Below are 15,809 nucleotides of genomic sequence, written 5' to 3'. Positions count from 1 at the left end.
GCGCAGGTGTTTTCGGTGGCGTACTGGCGATCGGCCTATCGGCGACGCTGCTGACCTCGTGCGCGTCCGACGGTATATACAGCGTCCCGCTGCCCGGCGGCGCCGATGTCGGCGCGCATCCGATGAACCTGAACATCGAATTCGACGACGTGCTCGATCTGGTGCCGCAGTCGGCGGTGAAGGTGGACGGCGTTCCGGTCGGGCGGGTGGAGAACATTGGGCTGGCCAAGGACGGCTGGACCGCCGATGTGCATGTGCTGGTTAGCAATTCGGTCGACCTGCCCGCCAACGCGCGCGCCGAGGTGCGACAGTCGAATCTGCTCGGCGAGAAGTTCATCGAGCTGTCCAAGCCGACCACCGAGGAGCCGGACAGCCAGAAGCTGTCCAGCGGTGCCACCATCCCGGTGACGCGCACCCGGCACGCCACCGAGGTGGAGCAGGTACTCGGCGCACTGTCGCTGCTGCTCAACGGCGGTGGCGTGGCGAATCTGACGCCGATCGTCACCGAGCTCAACAAAACCCTCGGCGGCCGTGAGCCGCATGTGCGCTCGCTGCTGGAGCAGGCCGACAAATTGGTGATCGGTCTCAATCAGCAGGTCGACGAGATCAACAGGGCCCTGGACAATCTGAACACGCTCGGCGGCCGGGTCGCGGCGCAGAACGATCAGATCGGCAAGGTGCTCGACGAGCTGCCGCAGGGCATCAAGATCCTGAATGAGCAACGGCCGCAACTGATCTCGCTGCTGCAGCAGCTGGACCGGGTCGGTCAGGCGGGCTTCGACATCCTGAACAAGTCGAAGGACGACCTGATCCGCGACCTCACCTCGCTGCGGCCGACGCTGCAGGAATTGGGTAGGGCCGCACCGGATTTGGTGACCGCGTTCCCGCTCATCCCCACCTATCCGTTCCCCGACTCCTCGTTGGACGGCCTCTACGGCGGCCAGCTGAACACCTGGCTGTCGGTGGACCTGCAGATCGGTCAGACGCTGAGCAATCTCGGTGTCGGCAAACCCGATCCGGTCTACATCCCGCCGCCCGGCCCGCCGGTGCCGGTGAATCCGACCAACCCCTACTACAACGGCAACGGTCCGCGTCCGGGCTGGCCGACGGTGTCGCTGCTGCCGCTGCCACCGAATATGGCGCTCGCGCCGGTACCCGCGGTCGGCGTGCCGGGCCCGCAGGATCCGGTCGGCAAGATCCTCGAACAGCTGGGAGTGGGTGGTCCGCGATGACAAGGCTGGTTCGGTGGCAGCTGATCGCGTTCGCGGTGATCGCCGTTGTCGGTGTGGTTTTCGTCGGCGCGAAATACATTCGGCTGAACCAGATGCTGGGCTTCGGCCAATACCAGGTGAAGGTGCAGGCCAAGCAGACCGGCGGCATCTATAAGGGCGCCGAGGTGACCTATCGGGGCGTTCCGGTGGGCCGGGTCGGCGATCTCGAGTTGAGCTCCGACGGTGTCGTCATGGATCTCGAACTCAATTCGGACGCGCCGAAGATCCCGGACAACGCGAAAGCCGTTGTGGCGAACCGCTCCGCGATCGGTGAGCAGTATCTGGATCTGCAGCCGGACGCGGACAAGGGGCCGTACCTGAAAGACGGTTCGGTGATTCACGGTGCCAGCACGCCGGTTTCGGTCGAGACGCTGGTGCAGAGCGTCGACACCTTCACGCGCACGGTCGATCTCACCGCGCTGAACACCACGGTGACCGAGCTCGGCAAGGCGTTCAACGGTAAGGGCGACGATCTGAAGGTCTTCGTCGACTCGCTCAACAAGTTCACCGCCACCTTCAATGACACACTGCCGCAGACGATTCGGTTGATCGAGGACGGCAAGGTCGCGCTCGGCACCCAGGTGGACCAGTCGGATGCGATCCGCAGGTTCAGCGACGGCCTCGATCAGCTCACCGCCCAATTGCGTTCCAACGACCCGGATATCCGTCGTTTGATCGGCACCGGCACGGATGCGGGCGCGGCGCTGCAGGCTTTGATCAAGGAGAGCGGCCCCGCGCTGACCCAGGATTTCGGCAACCTGCGCGAATTGCTGCTGACGATCTCGCCGAAGTTCTACGCGATCAAGCCGCTGCTGCAGATGCTGCCGCACCTCTCGGTGGGCGGTTCCTCGACCGCACCGGGCGACGGCACCAGCCACTTCGGCCTGGTGCTGGAAACCAATAATCCGCCCGCGTGTACGGTCGGCTACGAGGGCACTCAGCGGATTCTGGCCGAGATGAAGGCCAAGGATCCGAATTTCGACGACACCCGCGACGAGTTCCCGTTCAACAAGGACGCGAAGTGCACCGTGCCGTTCGGTAATCCGACGGCGGTGCGCGGCGGCGAACGCGCCGAGCTGGCCGACCCCAGCATCGCGCAGCCGTGGGATACCGTCCCGAAGACCGATCCGGACAAGCTGAATCTGAACCCGGTCGCCGTCCAGCTGGCCACTTTGATGGGGGTCACGCCGAAGCGGTGACCGAGACCGACGACGTTAGGTGTCTTGCGTGAGCATCGACATAACCAAGGAATCCGATTCGCAGCCGAGACAAACCTCGGCCGACGAGCGGCCCGCGGGGCTCGCCAAGTCAACGAACGAACAGGTCGGCACCGGTAAGGCGCGCACGATCGCATTCGTGGTCTCCTCCACCGCGCTGGTGGTCGCGCTGGCCGCGGCCGCCTGGTTCGGTGTCGGCTGGGTGCGGGCCGCCTATTTCACCGACGGCCCGCGCGCGCAGGCCCGCGAGGCCGCGCTGGACGGCGCCCGGCAGGCCGCGCTCAATATGACCACCACCAACCTCGACGATGTGCCCGGCTCGTCCGCGCTGCAGCGTTCGTCGATGACCGGTGCGCTGCTGGATTCGGCCACCAAGAATCAGCAGCAGATCGAGGCGATGATGACCAGCGCGGGCGTGCAGGTCAATTCGAAGGTGGTCGGCTCGTCGCTCACCGAACTCGACAGCGAACTCGATCGCGCCTCGGCCATCGTGGTGCTGCGGGTGACCGAGACCAAGAAGGACCACTCGCAGCCGCCGGATAACTACCGCTACACCTGGAGCCTGAATATGGCCAAGGTCGGCGATGTCTGGAAGGCCGAGCAGGTGGCCTCGCTGGAGCAGCCGGTGGAGCTCGGCTCGGATACCCAGGCGCCCGCGAACCCGGCGGCCCCGCAGACTCCGGCCCCGCCCGCGCAGCCGACGCCGAAGCCCGGATCGTAGGAGAACAGTGATGGCATCTGGTCGACCGGTCAATCGGGTCACATCCAAGCGCAAGCCCGCGGAGACCGCGCAGCGCGCCAAGCCGCGCCCGGCCGCCGCGCGCGCGACGCGGACCAGGGTTTCCGGTTCCGCGGCGCGGCCGCGGCGCGATCCCGAGCCCGCCGCCGCGCCTGCCCGGCGCCCGAAGCTGAGGTTGCCGCGCCCGGCGGGTCCGAAGCGGTCCTGGCTAGGCGTCGCGGCGTTATCGGTCGCCGCCGTGCTGCTCGGCGCGTTCGCGGTGCTCGCCGCGCTGCGTCCCGGCGTCGACGACAGCAATAAGGCGTTCATCGACACCAAGTCGACGGAGGAGGTCAAGGCCGCCGCCGAGAACGCGCTGAAGACCATCTACTCCACCGACGCGAAGAACGTCGACGGTTACAAGGCCGCACTGCGCGGCGTGCTCACCGGAACCATGCTCGCCGAATTCGACAAGTACGCCGACACCACGTTCTCCGCGCTGGGGCAGGCCCAGGTCAAGGCCGATGCCAAACCCGGGCCGACGGGCGTGACGATGCTCACCGACGACCGGGCCGAACTGCTGGTGAACCTGGTGGTGAGCGCCTCCAAGGGCGGCGAGGCGCAGCCGAGCGCCACCGGGCCCATCATCGTGCGAATGCAGAAGGTCAACGGCCACTGGCTGGCCAGCGAGATCCCGGACCGGCCGGTCCTGCAGGCCCCGCCGCAGTGACCGATGGGCGGTCTATCACGGTGATCATCCAGTGAGACAGTCGATCTCGGCCGCATAGCGGCCGATCCGGTACCGCCGAGGCGGTGCGCCCTGCCACTTGACGAGTTTCGCCCGACCCGTCACGCTATTCACAACAGCGGCAGCTGTCACAGTGGCTTCAGGCGCCCGCGGCCCACCGCGCAGCCAGCGAATTCGGCCCGGCGCGCCAGCCACGTGGAAGTCCACACGGGTGGTACTTTGACATCCCCGTGTGTGTTGGTGTAAGTTTGGACGTTGCGCTGGCTGCCTCCTGTCCATACCTCGATTTGCACACGTAAGTTCCACCTTCCGGTGTTACTTCCGTTGTTGCCTGTTCGGGTTTCGTTCGGGTTGTAACCAGCGGAATTCGTAGCAGACAAGCGACGGTCGCGGACCACCACGCGACGCGCGTGAGGTGCTGGAAGGACGCATCTTGGCAGTCTCCACCCAGACCAAGGCAGTTGCCGGAATCCCCGGAGCCCCTAAGCGGGTGTCTTTCGCGAAGATCCGTGAACCCTTGGAGGTGCCGGGTCTTCTCGATCTTCAAACTGATTCCTTTGCATGGCTGATCGGTTCACCGGAATGGCGTGAGAAGGTCGCCGCTCGTGGTGACGTCGGCCTAGTCGGTGGACTCGAGGAGGTGCTCGAGGAGCTTTCGCCGATCGAGGACTTCTCCGGTTCCATGTCGTTGTCCTTCTCGGATCCGCGCTTCGAAGAGGTGAAGGCCTCGATCGATGAGTGCAAAGACAAGGACATGACCTACGCGGCGCCGTTGTTCGTGACCGCGGAGTTCATCAACAACAACACTGGTGAGATCAAGTCCCAGACGGTGTTCATGGGGGATTTCCCGATGATGACCGATAAGGGCACGTTCATCATCAATGGCACCGAGCGTGTTGTGGTGTCGCAGTTGGTGCGTTCGCCGGGTGTGTATTTCGATCACTCGGTCGACAAGGGCACCGAGAAGGATCTGCACAGTGTGCGGGTGATTCCGTCGCGTGGTGCGTGGCTGGAGTTCGACGTCGACAAGCGTGACACTGTGGGTGTGCGTATCGACCGTAAGCGTCGGCAGCCGGTGACGGTGTTGTTGAAGGCGCTGGGTTGGACGACCGAGGAGATCGTCGAGCGGTTCGGTTTCTCCGAGATCATGATGTCGACCTTGGAGAAGGACAACACCGCCGGTCAGGACGAGGCGCTGCTGGATATCTACCGGAAGTTGCGTCCGGGTGAGCCGCCGACCAAGGAGTCGGCGCAGACGCTGTTGGAGAACCTGTTCTTCAAGGAGAAGCGTTATGACCTGGCGCGCGTCGGCCGCTACAAGATCAACAAGAAGCTCGGCATCCACATGGGCGAGCAGGTCACCGGCTCGGTGTTGACGAAGGAAGACATCGTCAACACCATCGAGTACCTGGTGCGCCTGCACACCGGTGACCGGGTGATGACCGCGCCGGGCGGCGTCGAGGTTCCGGTCGAGATCGACGATATCGACCACTTCGGTAACCGCCGCCTGCGCACCGTCGGCGAGCTCATCCAGAACCAGATCCGGGTGGGCCTGTCCCGCATGGAGCGCGTGGTTCGCGAGCGGATGACCACTCAGGATGTCGAGGCGATCACGCCGCAGACCCTGATCAACATCCGCCCGGTGGTCGCCGCGATCAAGGAGTTCTTCGGAACCTCCCAGCTGTCGCAGTTCATGGACCAGAACAACCCGCTCTCGGGCCTGACCCACAAGCGCCGCCTCTCGGCGCTGGGCCCGGGCGGTCTGTCCCGTGAGCGCGCCGGCCTCGAGGTCCGCGACGTGCACCCCTCGCACTACGGCCGCATGTGCCCGATCGAGACCCCGGAAGGCCCGAACATCGGCCTGATCGGTTCGCTGTCGGTGTACGCGCGGGTCAACCCGTTCGGCTTCATCGAGACCCCGTACCGCAAGGTCGTCGATGGCCGGGTGACCGACGAGGTCGTGTACCTGACCGCCGACGAAGAGGATCGCCACATCCGGGCGCAGGCCAACTCGCCCGTCGACGCCGAAGGCCGGTTCATCGAGGACCGCGTCCTGGTGCGTCGCGCCGGTGAAGAGGTCGAGTTCGTCTCCGCCGCCGAGGTGGATTACATGGACGTCTCGCCGCGTCAGATGGTGTCGGTGGCGACGGCGATGATTCCGTTCCTCGAGCATGATGACGCGAACCGTGCGCTGATGGGTGCGAATATGCAGCGTCAGGCGGTGCCGTTGATTCGGTCGGAGGCCCCGTTGGTGGGTACCGGCATGGAGTTGCGGGCCGCGGTCGATGCCGGTGACGTGGTGGTGAACGAGAAGTCTGGTGTGGTGGAGGAGGTTTCGGCCGACTACGTCACGGTGATGGCCGATGACGGCACCCGCAAGTCGTATCGGATGCGCAAGTTCAACCGGTCGAACCAGGGCACGTGCTCGAACCAGCGTCCGATCGTGGACGAGGGCCAACGCGTGGAAGCCGGGCAGGTGCTGGCCGATGGGCCGTGCACCGAGAACGGTGAAATGGCGTTGGGTAAGAACCTGCTGGTGGCGATCATGCCGTGGGAGGGCCACAACTACGAAGACGCCATCATCCTCTCGCAGCGCCTGGTGGAAGAGGATGTGTTGACCTCGATTCATATCGAGGAACACGAGATCGACGCCCGCGACACCAAACTGGGTGCCGAGGAAATCACCCGCGACATCCCCAACGTCTCCGACGAGGTCCTCGCCGACCTCGACGAGCGCGGGATCGTGCGGATCGGTGCCGAGGTCCGCGACGGGGACATCCTGGTCGGGAAGGTCACCCCGAAGGGTGAAACCGAACTCACCCCGGAAGAACGCCTGTTGCGGGCGATCTTCGGGGAGAAGGCCCGCGAGGTCCGCGACACCTCGCTGAAGGTGCCCCACGGCGAGTCCGGCAAGGTCATCGGGATCCGGGTGTTCTCCCGCGACGACGATGACGACCTGCCCCCCGGTGTCAACGAACTGGTGCGGGTGTATGTGGCGCAGAAGCGCAAGATCCAGGACGGTGACAAACTCGCCGGCCGCCACGGCAACAAGGGTGTCATCGGCAAGATCCTGCCCACCGAGGACATGCCGTTCCTGCCCGACGGGACCCCGGTCGACATCATCTTGAACACCCACGGTGTGCCGCGGCGGATGAACATCGGCCAGATCCTGGAAACCCACCTCGGGTGGATCGGCAAGGCCGGATGGGACGTCGACGCCGACGGGTCGGGCCGCCCGGACTGGGCCAAGGCCCTGCCCGAGGAAATGCTGGCCGCCCCCGCCGATTCGAATATCGCGACCCCGGTGTTCGACGGCGCCCGCGAAGAAGAACTCACCGGCCTGCTCGGGTCGACCCTGCCCAACCGGGACGGGGAACGCATGGTCGACGCCAACGGCAAAGCCCAGTTGTTCGACGGGCGTTCGGGTGAACCGTTCCCGTACCCGGTGGCGGTCGGCTACATGTACATCCTGAAACTGCACCACCTGGTCGACGACAAGATCCACGCCCGCTCCACCGGCCCGTACTCGATGATCACCCAGCAGCCGCTCGGTGGTAAGGCCCAGTTCGGTGGCCAAAGGTTCGGGGAAATGGAGTGCTGGGCCATGCAGGCCTACGGCGCCGCCTACACCCTGCAAGAGCTGCTCACCATCAAATCCGACGACGTCGTCGGACGGGTCAAGGTCTACGAAGCCATCGTCAAGGGCGAGAACATCCCCGAACCCGGCATCCCCGAATCGTTCAAGGTCCTGCTCAAAGAGCTGCAATCCCTGTGCCTCAACGTCGAAGTACTCTCCTCCGACGGCGCCGCCATCGAACTACGCGAAGGCGAAGACGAAGACCTCGAACGCGCGGCCGCCAACCTGGGAATCAACCTCTCCCGCAACGAAGCCGCGACCGTCGACGATTTGGCGAACTAGGCGGTCGGCCGGATGTTGTTGTCCGCCAACGACATCCGGCCTCCGCGCTCGACCCACTAGTGAACTTTTGCTCGAATTCGACCCGAACAGGGGAAAGGAAGTTACGTGCTAGACGTCAACTTCTTCGATGAACTCCGGATCGGCCTGGCCACCGCAGAAGATATCCGCCAGTGGTCCTACGGTGAGGTCAAGAAGCCGGAGACCATCAACTACCGCACGCTCAAGCCGGAGAAGGACGGCCTGTTCTGCGAGAAGATCTTCGGTCCTACTCGCGACTGGGAGTGCTACTGCGGTAAGTACAAGCGCGTCCGCTTCAAGGGCATCATCTGTGAGCGCTGCGGCGTCGAGGTGACCCGCGCCAAGGTGCGGCGTGAGCGGATGGGCCACATCGAGCTGGCCGCGCCGGTCACCCACATCTGGTACTTCAAGGGCGTGCCGTCGCGCCTCGGCTACCTGCTCGACCTGGCGCCGAAGGATCTGGAAAAGATCATCTACTTCGCCGCCTACGTCATCGTGGCCGTCGACGAGGAGCTGCGGCACAACGAACTCTCCACCCTCGAGGCGGAGATGGAGGTCGAGAAGAAGGCCGTCGCCGACCAGCGCGACGCCGACCTCGAGGCCCGTGCCCAGAAGCTGGAAGCCGATCTGGCCGAGCTCGAGCAGGAGGGCGCCAAGTCCGACGTCCGCCGCAAGGTCAAGGACGGCGGCGAGCGGGAGATGCGCCAGCTCCGCGACCGGGCCCAGCGCGAGCTGGACCGGCTGGAGGAGATCTGGAACACCTTCACCAAGCTGGCCCCCAAGCAGCTGATCGTGGACGAGGTGCTCTACCGCGAGCTCATCGACCGCTACGGCGAGTACTTCACCGGCGCCATGGGTGCGGAGTCCATCCAGAAGCTGATGGAGAACTTCGACATCGACGCCGAGGCCGAGAACCTGCGCGAAACCATTCGCACCGGTAAGGGCCAGAAGAAGCTGCGCGCGCTCAAGCGGCTCAAGGTCGTCGCGGCCTTCCAGACCAACGGCAACTCGCCGATGGGCATGGTGCTCGACGCCGTTCCGGTGATCCCGCCGGAGCTGCGCCCGATGGTTCAGCTCGACGGTGGCCGCTTCGCCACCTCCGACCTGAACGACCTGTACCGCCGCGTCATCAACCGCAACAACCGCCTCAAGCGACTGATCGACCTCGGCGCGCCCGAGATCATCGTCAACAACGAGAAGCGGATGCTGCAGGAGTCCGTCGACGCGCTGTTCGACAACGGCCGCCGCGGCCGTCCGGTCACCGGGCCGGGCAACCGTCCGCTCAAGTCGCTGTCCGATCTGCTCAAGGGCAAGCAGGGCCGGTTCCGCCAGAACCTGCTCGGTAAGCGCGTCGACTACTCGGGCCGTTCGGTCATCGTCGTCGGTCCGCAGCTGAAGCTGCACCAGTGCGGTCTGCCGAAGCTGATGGCGCTGGAGCTGTTCAAGCCGTTCGTGATGAAGCGCCTGGTGGATCTGAACCACGCGCAGAACATCAAGTCCGCCAAGCGGATGGTCGAGCGGCAGCGGCCGCAGGTGTGGGACGTCCTCGAAGAGGTCATCGCCGAACATCCGGTGCTGCTGAACCGCGCGCCCACCCTGCACCGCCTCGGTATTCAGGCCTTCGAGCCGCAGCTGGTCGAGGGTAAGGCCATCCAGCTGCACCCGCTGGTCTGTGAGGCGTTCAACGCCGACTTCGACGGTGACCAGATGGCCGTGCACCTGCCGCTGTCCGCGGAGGCGCAGGCCGAGGCCCGCATCCTGATGCTGTCCTCGAACAACATCCTGTCGCCCGCGTCGGGCCGCCCGCTGGCCATGCCGCGTCTGGACATGGTGACCGGTCTGTACTACCTGACCCGCCTCGAAGAGGGCGCGAAGGGCGAGTACCGGCCCGCCACGAAGGACGAGCCGGAGTTCGGCGTGTACTCCTCGCCGGCCGAGGCGCAGATGGCGGTGGACCGCGGCGAGCTCACCGTGCGCTCGAAGATCAAGGTGCGCTTGACGACTCAGCGTCCGCCGAAGGAGATCGAGGCGGAGCTCTTCCCCGAGGGCTGGCAGCGCGGCGACGCCTGGAACATCGAAACCACGCTGGGCCGGGTGCTGTTCAACGAGCTGCTGCCGACGGACTACGCGTTCATCAACGAGCCGATGCCGAAGAAGCGGCAGGCGACGATCATCAACGATCTCGCCGAGCGGTACCCGATGATCGTGGTCGCGCAGACCGTCGACAAGCTGAAGGACGCGGGCTTCTACTGGGCAACGCGTTCGGGTGTCACGGTCTCCATGTCGGACGTCCTGGTGCCGCCGGAGAAGGCGGAGATCATGGAGCGCTACGAGGCGCAGTCCGACCAGATCGAGAAGAAGTACCAGCGCGGTGCTCTCGACCACCAGGAGCGCAACAACGCCCTGGTCAAGATCTGGCAGGAGGCGACCGAAGAGGTCGGTAAGGCGCTGCGCGCGCACTACCCGCCGGACAACCCGATCATCACGATCGTCGACTCGGGCGCGACGGGTAACTTCACCCAGACCCGTACCCTCGCCGGTATGAAGGGCCTGGTGACGAACCCGAAGGGTGAGTTCATCCCGCGGCCGATCAAGTCCTCGTTCCGCGAGGGCCTGACGGTTCTGGAGTACTTCATCAACACCCACGGCGCCCGTAAGGGTCTGGCCGACACCGCGCTGCGTACCGCCGACTCGGGTTACCTGACCCGTCGTCTGGTGGACGTCTCGCAGGACGTCATCGTGCGCGAGACCGACTGCGGCACCGAGCGCGGCATCATCGTGCCGATCGCGGAGAAGCAGGCCGATGGTTCGCTCATCCGGGACGCGCATGTGGAAACCTCCACCTACGCGCGCACCCTGGCGGCGGACGCGGTCGATGCGGCGGGCAATGTCATCGTGGCCAAGGGTCACGATCTCGGCGACCCGGCCATCGAGGCGCTGCTGGATGCGGGCATCACCGAGGTGAAGGTCCGCTCCGTGCTGACCTGCACCACCGGTACCGGTGTCTGCGCGGTCTGCTACGGCCGCTCGATGGCGACCGGCAAGCTGGTCGACATCGGCGAGGCCGTCGGTATCGTCGCCGCGCAGTCCATCGGTGAGCCCGGTACCCAGCTGACCATGCGTACCTTCCACCAGGGTGGTGTCGCGGGTGACGACATCACCGGTGGTCTGCCGCGTGTTCAGGAGCTGTTCGAGGCCCGCGTGCCGAAGGGCAAGGCGCCGATCGCCGAGGTCTCCGGTCGCGTGCGGCTGGAGGACGACGACCGCTTCTACAAGATCACCATCATCCCGGATGACGGTGGCGAAGAGGTTGTGTACGACAAGCTCTCGAAGCGTCAGCGGCTGCGCGTGTTCAAGCACGACGACGGCTCCGAGCGCCTGCTCGCCGACGGCGACCACGTCGAGGTCGGCCAGCAGCTGCTGGAGGGCGCCGCGGATCCGCACGAGGTGCTGCGCGTGATGGGCCCGCGTCAGGTGCAGGTCCACCTGGTCCACGAGGTCCAGGAGGTCTACCGGTCGCAGGGTGTGTCCATCCACGACAAGCACATCGAGGTCATCGTCCGGCAGATGCTGCGTCGCGTCACGATCATCGATTCGGGTGCGACGGAGTTCCTGCCCGGCTCGCTGACCGAGCGCGCCGAGTTCGAGGCGTCCAACCGCAGGGTTGTCGCCGAGGGCGGCGAGCCCGCGTCGGGTCGTCCGGTGCTCATGGGTATCACCAAGGCGTCGCTGGCCACCGACTCGTGGCTGTCGGCGGCCTCCTTCCAGGAGACCACCCGGGTGCTGACGGACGCGGCGATCAACTGCCGCTCCGACAAGCTCATCGGCCTGAAGGAGAACGTCATCATCGGTAAGCTCATCCCGGCCGGTACCGGTATCAACCGCTACCGGAACATCCAGGTGCAGCCGACCGAGGAGGCCCGTGCCCAGGCGTACGCGGTGCCGTCCTACGACGACACCTACTACAGCCCGGACAGCTTCGGCCAGACCACCGGCGCCGCGGTCCCGCTCGACGACTACGGTTTCAGCGACTACCGGTAGTCGTTGCGTAGCAACAAGATTCGGCCCCCGCACCGGAAAGGTGCGGGGGCCGTTTCATGTGATGAGGATCTGCTTCGGGACGACGTCTTCGACCGGCCATAGGGATTTGCCAAAGGCGCCATTCCTTTTCGGGCGGATGGGGATGAGATTCCGAATGCCTACGAATGGGGTATCGGTGGCGTGGCGATCTTCTACAATTTGCGCGAGGCCGGCCCGTCGCTGATCCGGATAATCGTGCAAGTGGTTCTGATCGATGCCCGCTGACCGTCGGGGTGGGGTTGGCCGATTCGACTCGGGGAGGTCGGGCGGTTAGATTGCTCACGTGGGGGAGGTTGGTAAATCCCCCTGAAAAGGAGTGGATAAATGACGTACGGGCAGACGCCGGGGTGGCCGAACGATCCGTATCCGAACAGTGGTGGACAACCGGGGGGTTATCAGCCCCAATATGGGCAGCAGCCGGGGGGATATCAGCCGGGGTATGGGCAGCAGCCGGGGTATGGGCAGCCCGGGGGATATCAGCCCTATCAGGGGGAGCCGCCGCAGAATTACCTGGGGTGGGCGATCGCGGTCACCATCGTGGGCGCGCTGTGCTGCGGTTTGCTCGGTCTCGGTCTCGGTATCGCGTCGATCGTGAACGCCAACCAGGTGAAATCCAAGTGGAATATGGGTGATTTCCAGCGTGCGCAGGAGGCTTCCGAGCGGACCAAGAAATGGGTCATCGCGGGTGCGATCGTCGATGTGATCGGCTTCATTGTCGTGATCATTTACGCCGTCGCACGGGCCAACAGCGGCGTTTGACGGCCGTCCCGGTGGGTAATTCGGTTTCGCATGTCGGTGGTTGTTGCTACGGTCGGTTGACCGAAAAATGACGAGAGGTTGCGGATGATGGCTACGGAGATGGGGTTCAGGCGGAGGTTGCGGGTATTACGCGCCGCCGTGGAACGTCGTGTCCTGCAGGCGATTTCCGCGTCGTCGGCGGAACGGCTCGGCCGCGCCGCCGGTGATCCGTAGGCGAAACTCGAAAAGGGGCCGCCGCGGAGCATAAAAAATCCGTAGCGGCCCTTTTTCGTTGGCGCAGTTGCTCTGCTGGTATGGGCGGCCTGACTTTCATTCAGGAGCCTCGTCGGTTCGATTCCGATCTGCGTCGCCGATTTTCGTCAATCGCGCATGTCAGCGTTCGCTGTCGAGCATCGCCATTTGCGCGGTGGCATAGCGTTCGCCCGCCACCTGGTCGGCCGGGATGGCCGCTTCGATCGCGGCGAGTTCGTCGGCGGACAACTGAACGTCCAGTGCGGCAACGGTTTCGGCCCAGCGGTCGCGACGGCGGGCGCCGATCACCGGGACGATATCCGCGCCGCGCGTCAGCACCCAGGCGATGGCCAGCTGAGCGACCGAAACATCCTTGGCGCGTGCGATTTCGGCGAGCGCCTCGACCAATTTCAGGTTCTGGTTGAGGTTTTCGCCCTGGAACCGTGGGCTGTGCGCACGGAAATCGTTGGGCGCGAAGGTGGTGCCCGGGCGCACCGAATCGCTGAGCAGGCCGCGCGAGAGCACGCCGTACGCGGTGATGCCGATGCCGAGTTCCCGGCACACCGGCAGGATTTCGGCCTCGATGCCGCGGGAGATCAGCGAATATTCGATCTGCAGGTCCACGATGGGATGTACCGCGGCGGCCCGGCGCACCGTTTCGGCGCTCACCTCGGAGAGCCCGATATGCCGGACGTAACCCTGCTCGATGAGCTCGGCGATGGCGCCGACGGTGTCCTCGATCGGGACCGCCGGATCCAGCCGGGCCAGCCGGTAGACGTCGATGTGGTCGACGCCGAGCCGCTGCAGCGAGTAAGCCAGGAAGTTGCGGACGGCGGCCGGGCGGCCGTCGACGCCGACGAAGGCGGTATCCGGTCCGCGCATCGCGCCGAATTTGACGCTCAGCACCACATCCTCGCGCGGCCGTTCGGCGATGGCCCGGCCGATCAGCATTTCATTGTGGCCCATGCCGTAGAAATCGCCGGTGTCGATCAAGTTGGCGCCCGAATCGATGGCGGCGTGCACGGTGGCGATGGATTCGGCGTCGTCGGTCGCGCCGTACATGCCGGACATGCCCATGGCGCCGAGTCCGATGCGGCCGACCCGCGGGCCGGTGCTGCCGAGCTGAACTGTGGGGATCTTCGATGTCATGGCTCAAGCCTGAACCACGGATAACGCCGCCGGGAGAGATTGCTTATCGGGGGATCGCCGATCCCTGGCTTACCGGACGGCGGTGCGGGAAAGTGGTGGCATGGACCGCTCCGAATTGGCCGATTTCCTGCGCAGACGCCGCGAGCAGCTGACCCCGGCCGAGGTGGGATTGCCGCCGGGCGTACGCCGCCGTACCCCGGGATTGCGCCGCGACGAGGTGGCGCTGCTCGCCGGGATGTCCACGGATTACTACACCCGGCTGGAGCAGGCGCGCGGGCCGCGTCCGTCGGTGCAGGTGCTGGACGCGCTGGCCAGGGCGCTGCGCTTCAGCAGCGACGAGCGCGACCACCTCTATCACCTCGTCGGGCACGGTGTGACGGCGCGCAGCCGAGCGAGCAGACATGTCGGCCCGGGCATCATGCATGTGCTCGCGAAGCTGGACGACACCGCGGCGACGGTGATCTCCGATCTCGGCGAGGTGCTGGTGCAGAACCGGATGCATACCCTGCTGGTCGGTGATCACGGTAATCGGCGTGGCTGGGAGCGGTACTACGCCTACCGCTGGTTCACCGATCCGGGGTCCAAGGCGATTTTCCCGGAGGAGGACTGGGATCGCCTGGGCCGCAAGCATGTCGCGGATCTACGCGCCACCGCGGCCCGCCGCGCCGGTGACCCGGATGTCACCGAATACATCAAGGTATTGCGCTCGGTCAGTTCGGAATTCGATGAATTGTGGAATGAACATGAAGTGGCGGTGCGTATTTCGGATGAGAAGCGCATTCTGCACCCGGAGGTCGGGCTGATCGACACCATCTGCGAGAGCCTGTTGACACCTAATGCCGATCAGCGCGTGCTGGTTTACCTGCCGCGTCCGGGCACCGATGCCGCGGAGAAGCTGAATCTGCTGCGCGTCATCGGAACCCAAACGCTCGCGGCGGTGGATCAGGGCTGGGCGTCGAAGTAGGCGAGCGCCGCGTCGACGGCGGGCTGACCGCCGCCGACGGCGAGGCCGATCGCCGCGCCGATGGCCGCGCCGGCGACCGTGGTGATCGGTACGGTGATCACGTCGACGATGAAGAGGCCGAGCGGGAAGCCGAGCAGAAATCCGATGGCGGCGCCGATCCCCGCGCCGGCCAGGATGGTCGGCATGGCCTGCTGGACCTCGCCCATCAGTCGTTCCTGCGCGTCGACGTCGCGCACCGGCGCCTCGGCCTCGTTCACCGGGGTGATGGTGAGCGTGCTGCCGGTCTCGTCGACGGTCGGGAGCAGGCCGACGCGGTGGCCGGACAGATGCACGGCCATCGGGATGGCGGCGACCACATTGCCCGACTCGTCGGTCAACGTCACGATCTTGCCGTCGTGTGTCACCGCGAACCGGCCGTTCTGCACCGCGGCCACCGTGGCTCGGCGGTCCGTGGAAGGCGTTACCTGGTAGGCGATTTCGTGGAAGGAGCCGCGTAATGCCAGTGGATCGGCGGGATTGACCTGTGCCTGTGCCGGGTCCGCGTGCGCCGCGCCGCTGGTGAATCCCATTGCGGCAATGGCGAGTAGGGCCGTCGCGGTGAATTTCGAAATTCTCATCGTGCTACTTCCGTCGCCACCGATTGTCCGGTTGCCCGCCGACGATACCGTTTCGTGATCTTTTGTGGAAGGCCCAATTGCCGCACGCCGGTTGGGATCCGCTGCGGTGCGGCAGCTT

10 protein-coding genes and 1 tRNA gene are annotated in these 15,809 nt (G+C 65.4%); 9 read left to right on the top strand and 2 right to left on the bottom strand.

The features are described from left to right. Positions 1-23 precede the first annotated feature (23 nt). The 8 genes from F5544_RS41205 to F5544_RS41170 all read left to right on the top strand — a co-directional run bounded on the left by F5544_RS41205 (position 24) and on the right by F5544_RS41170 (position 13,079). Positions 24-1,232: an MCE family protein gene (locus F5544_RS41205; RefSeq protein WP_238847542.1), complete on the top strand. Its 1,209-nt coding sequence runs from the start codon at positions 24-26 to the stop codon at positions 1,230-1,232. Then, positions 1,229-2,470: an MCE family protein gene (locus F5544_RS41200; protein WP_167478154.1), complete on the top strand. Its 1,242-nt coding sequence runs from the start codon at positions 1,229-1,231 to the stop codon at positions 2,468-2,470. The genes F5544_RS41205 and F5544_RS41200 overlap by 4 nt, the downstream gene beginning before the upstream one ends. A gap of 28 nt (positions 2,471-2,498) precedes the next feature. Further along, entirely contained in the window at positions 2,499-3,209 is a 711-nt protein-coding gene (locus F5544_RS41195) for a hypothetical protein (RefSeq protein ID WP_167478153.1), read from the top strand. A gap of 10 nt (positions 3,210-3,219) precedes the next feature. Then, positions 3,220-3,936 (top strand): DotU family type IV/VI secretion system protein, encoded by a 717-nt coding sequence (locus tag F5544_RS41190; protein ID WP_167478152.1) that lies wholly within the window; start codon positions 3,220-3,222, stop codon positions 3,934-3,936. 433 nt (positions 3,937-4,369) lie between these two features. After that, a complete protein-coding gene (locus F5544_RS41185) occupies positions 4,370-7,873 on the top strand; it encodes a DNA-directed RNA polymerase subunit beta (protein WP_167478151.1) in 3,504 nt (1,167 codons plus the stop codon). A gap of 105 nt (positions 7,874-7,978) precedes the next feature. After that, the gene (locus tag F5544_RS41180) at positions 7,979-11,932 is read left to right on the top strand and encodes a DNA-directed RNA polymerase subunit beta' (protein WP_167478150.1); all 3,954 of its coding nucleotides are present in this window, start codon (positions 7,979-7,981) and stop codon (positions 11,930-11,932) included. Between the two features lie 363 nt (positions 11,933-12,295). After that, a complete protein-coding gene (locus tag F5544_RS41175; RefSeq protein ID WP_167478149.1) occupies positions 12,296-12,730 on the top strand; it encodes a CD225/dispanin family protein in 435 nt (144 codons plus the stop codon). A gap of 273 nt (positions 12,731-13,003) precedes the next feature. After that, positions 13,004-13,079: transfer RNA gene (locus F5544_RS41170), tRNA-Glu, on the top strand. A gap of 23 nt (positions 13,080-13,102) precedes the next feature. On the opposite strand, the gene F5544_RS41165 is transcribed toward F5544_RS41170, so the two are convergent. After that, complete coding sequence (locus F5544_RS41165) at positions 13,103-14,110, bottom strand: aldo/keto reductase (RefSeq protein WP_167478148.1); 1,008 nt, start codon at positions 14,108-14,110, stop codon at positions 13,103-13,105. A 100-nt stretch (positions 14,111-14,210) separates the two neighbouring features. On the opposite strand from F5544_RS41165, the gene F5544_RS41160 reads away from it, so the two are divergent. Then, on the top strand, positions 14,211-15,074 hold the full coding sequence (locus F5544_RS41160) for a helix-turn-helix transcriptional regulator (RefSeq protein WP_167478147.1): 864 nt from the start codon (positions 14,211-14,213) through the stop codon (positions 15,072-15,074). On the opposite strand, the gene F5544_RS41155 is transcribed toward F5544_RS41160, so the two are convergent. Next, the gene (locus tag F5544_RS41155; RefSeq protein WP_167478146.1) at positions 15,053-15,691 is read right to left on the bottom strand and encodes a hypothetical protein; all 639 of its coding nucleotides are present in this window, start codon (positions 15,689-15,691) and stop codon (positions 15,053-15,055) included. The two genes, F5544_RS41160 and F5544_RS41155, sit on opposite strands and share 22 nt — an antisense overlap. Positions 15,692-15,809: the final 118 nt, after the last annotated feature.

The sequence above is a fragment of the Nocardia arthritidis genome (genome assembly GCF_011801145.1).
Lineage (GTDB): Bacteria > Actinomycetota > Actinomycetes > Mycobacteriales > Mycobacteriaceae > Nocardia > Nocardia arthritidis_A.
This window is presented reverse-complemented; position numbering and strand designations above follow the sequence as displayed.

Bases quoted from the DNA above. Each gene is read 5' to 3' on its own strand.
- F5544_RS41200 (WP_167478154.1), top strand. From the start codon at position 1,229: ATGACAAGGCTGGTTCGGTGGCAGCTGATCGCGTTCGCGGTGATCGCC.
- F5544_RS41190 (WP_167478152.1), top strand. From the start codon at position 3,220: ATGGCATCTGGTCGACCGGTCAATCGGGTCACATCCAAGCGCAAGCCC.
- F5544_RS41175 (WP_167478149.1), top strand. From the start codon at position 12,296: ATGACGTACGGGCAGACGCCGGGGTGGCCGAACGATCCGTATCCGAAC.
- F5544_RS41165 (WP_167478148.1), bottom strand. From the start codon at position 14,110: ATGACATCGAAGATCCCCACAGTTCAGCTCGGCAGCACCGGCCCGCGG.
- F5544_RS41160 (WP_167478147.1), top strand. From the start codon at position 14,211: ATGGACCGCTCCGAATTGGCCGATTTCCTGCGCAGACGCCGCGAGCAG.
- F5544_RS41155 (WP_167478146.1), bottom strand. From the start codon at position 15,691: ATGAGAATTTCGAAATTCACCGCGACGGCCCTACTCGCCATTGCCGCA.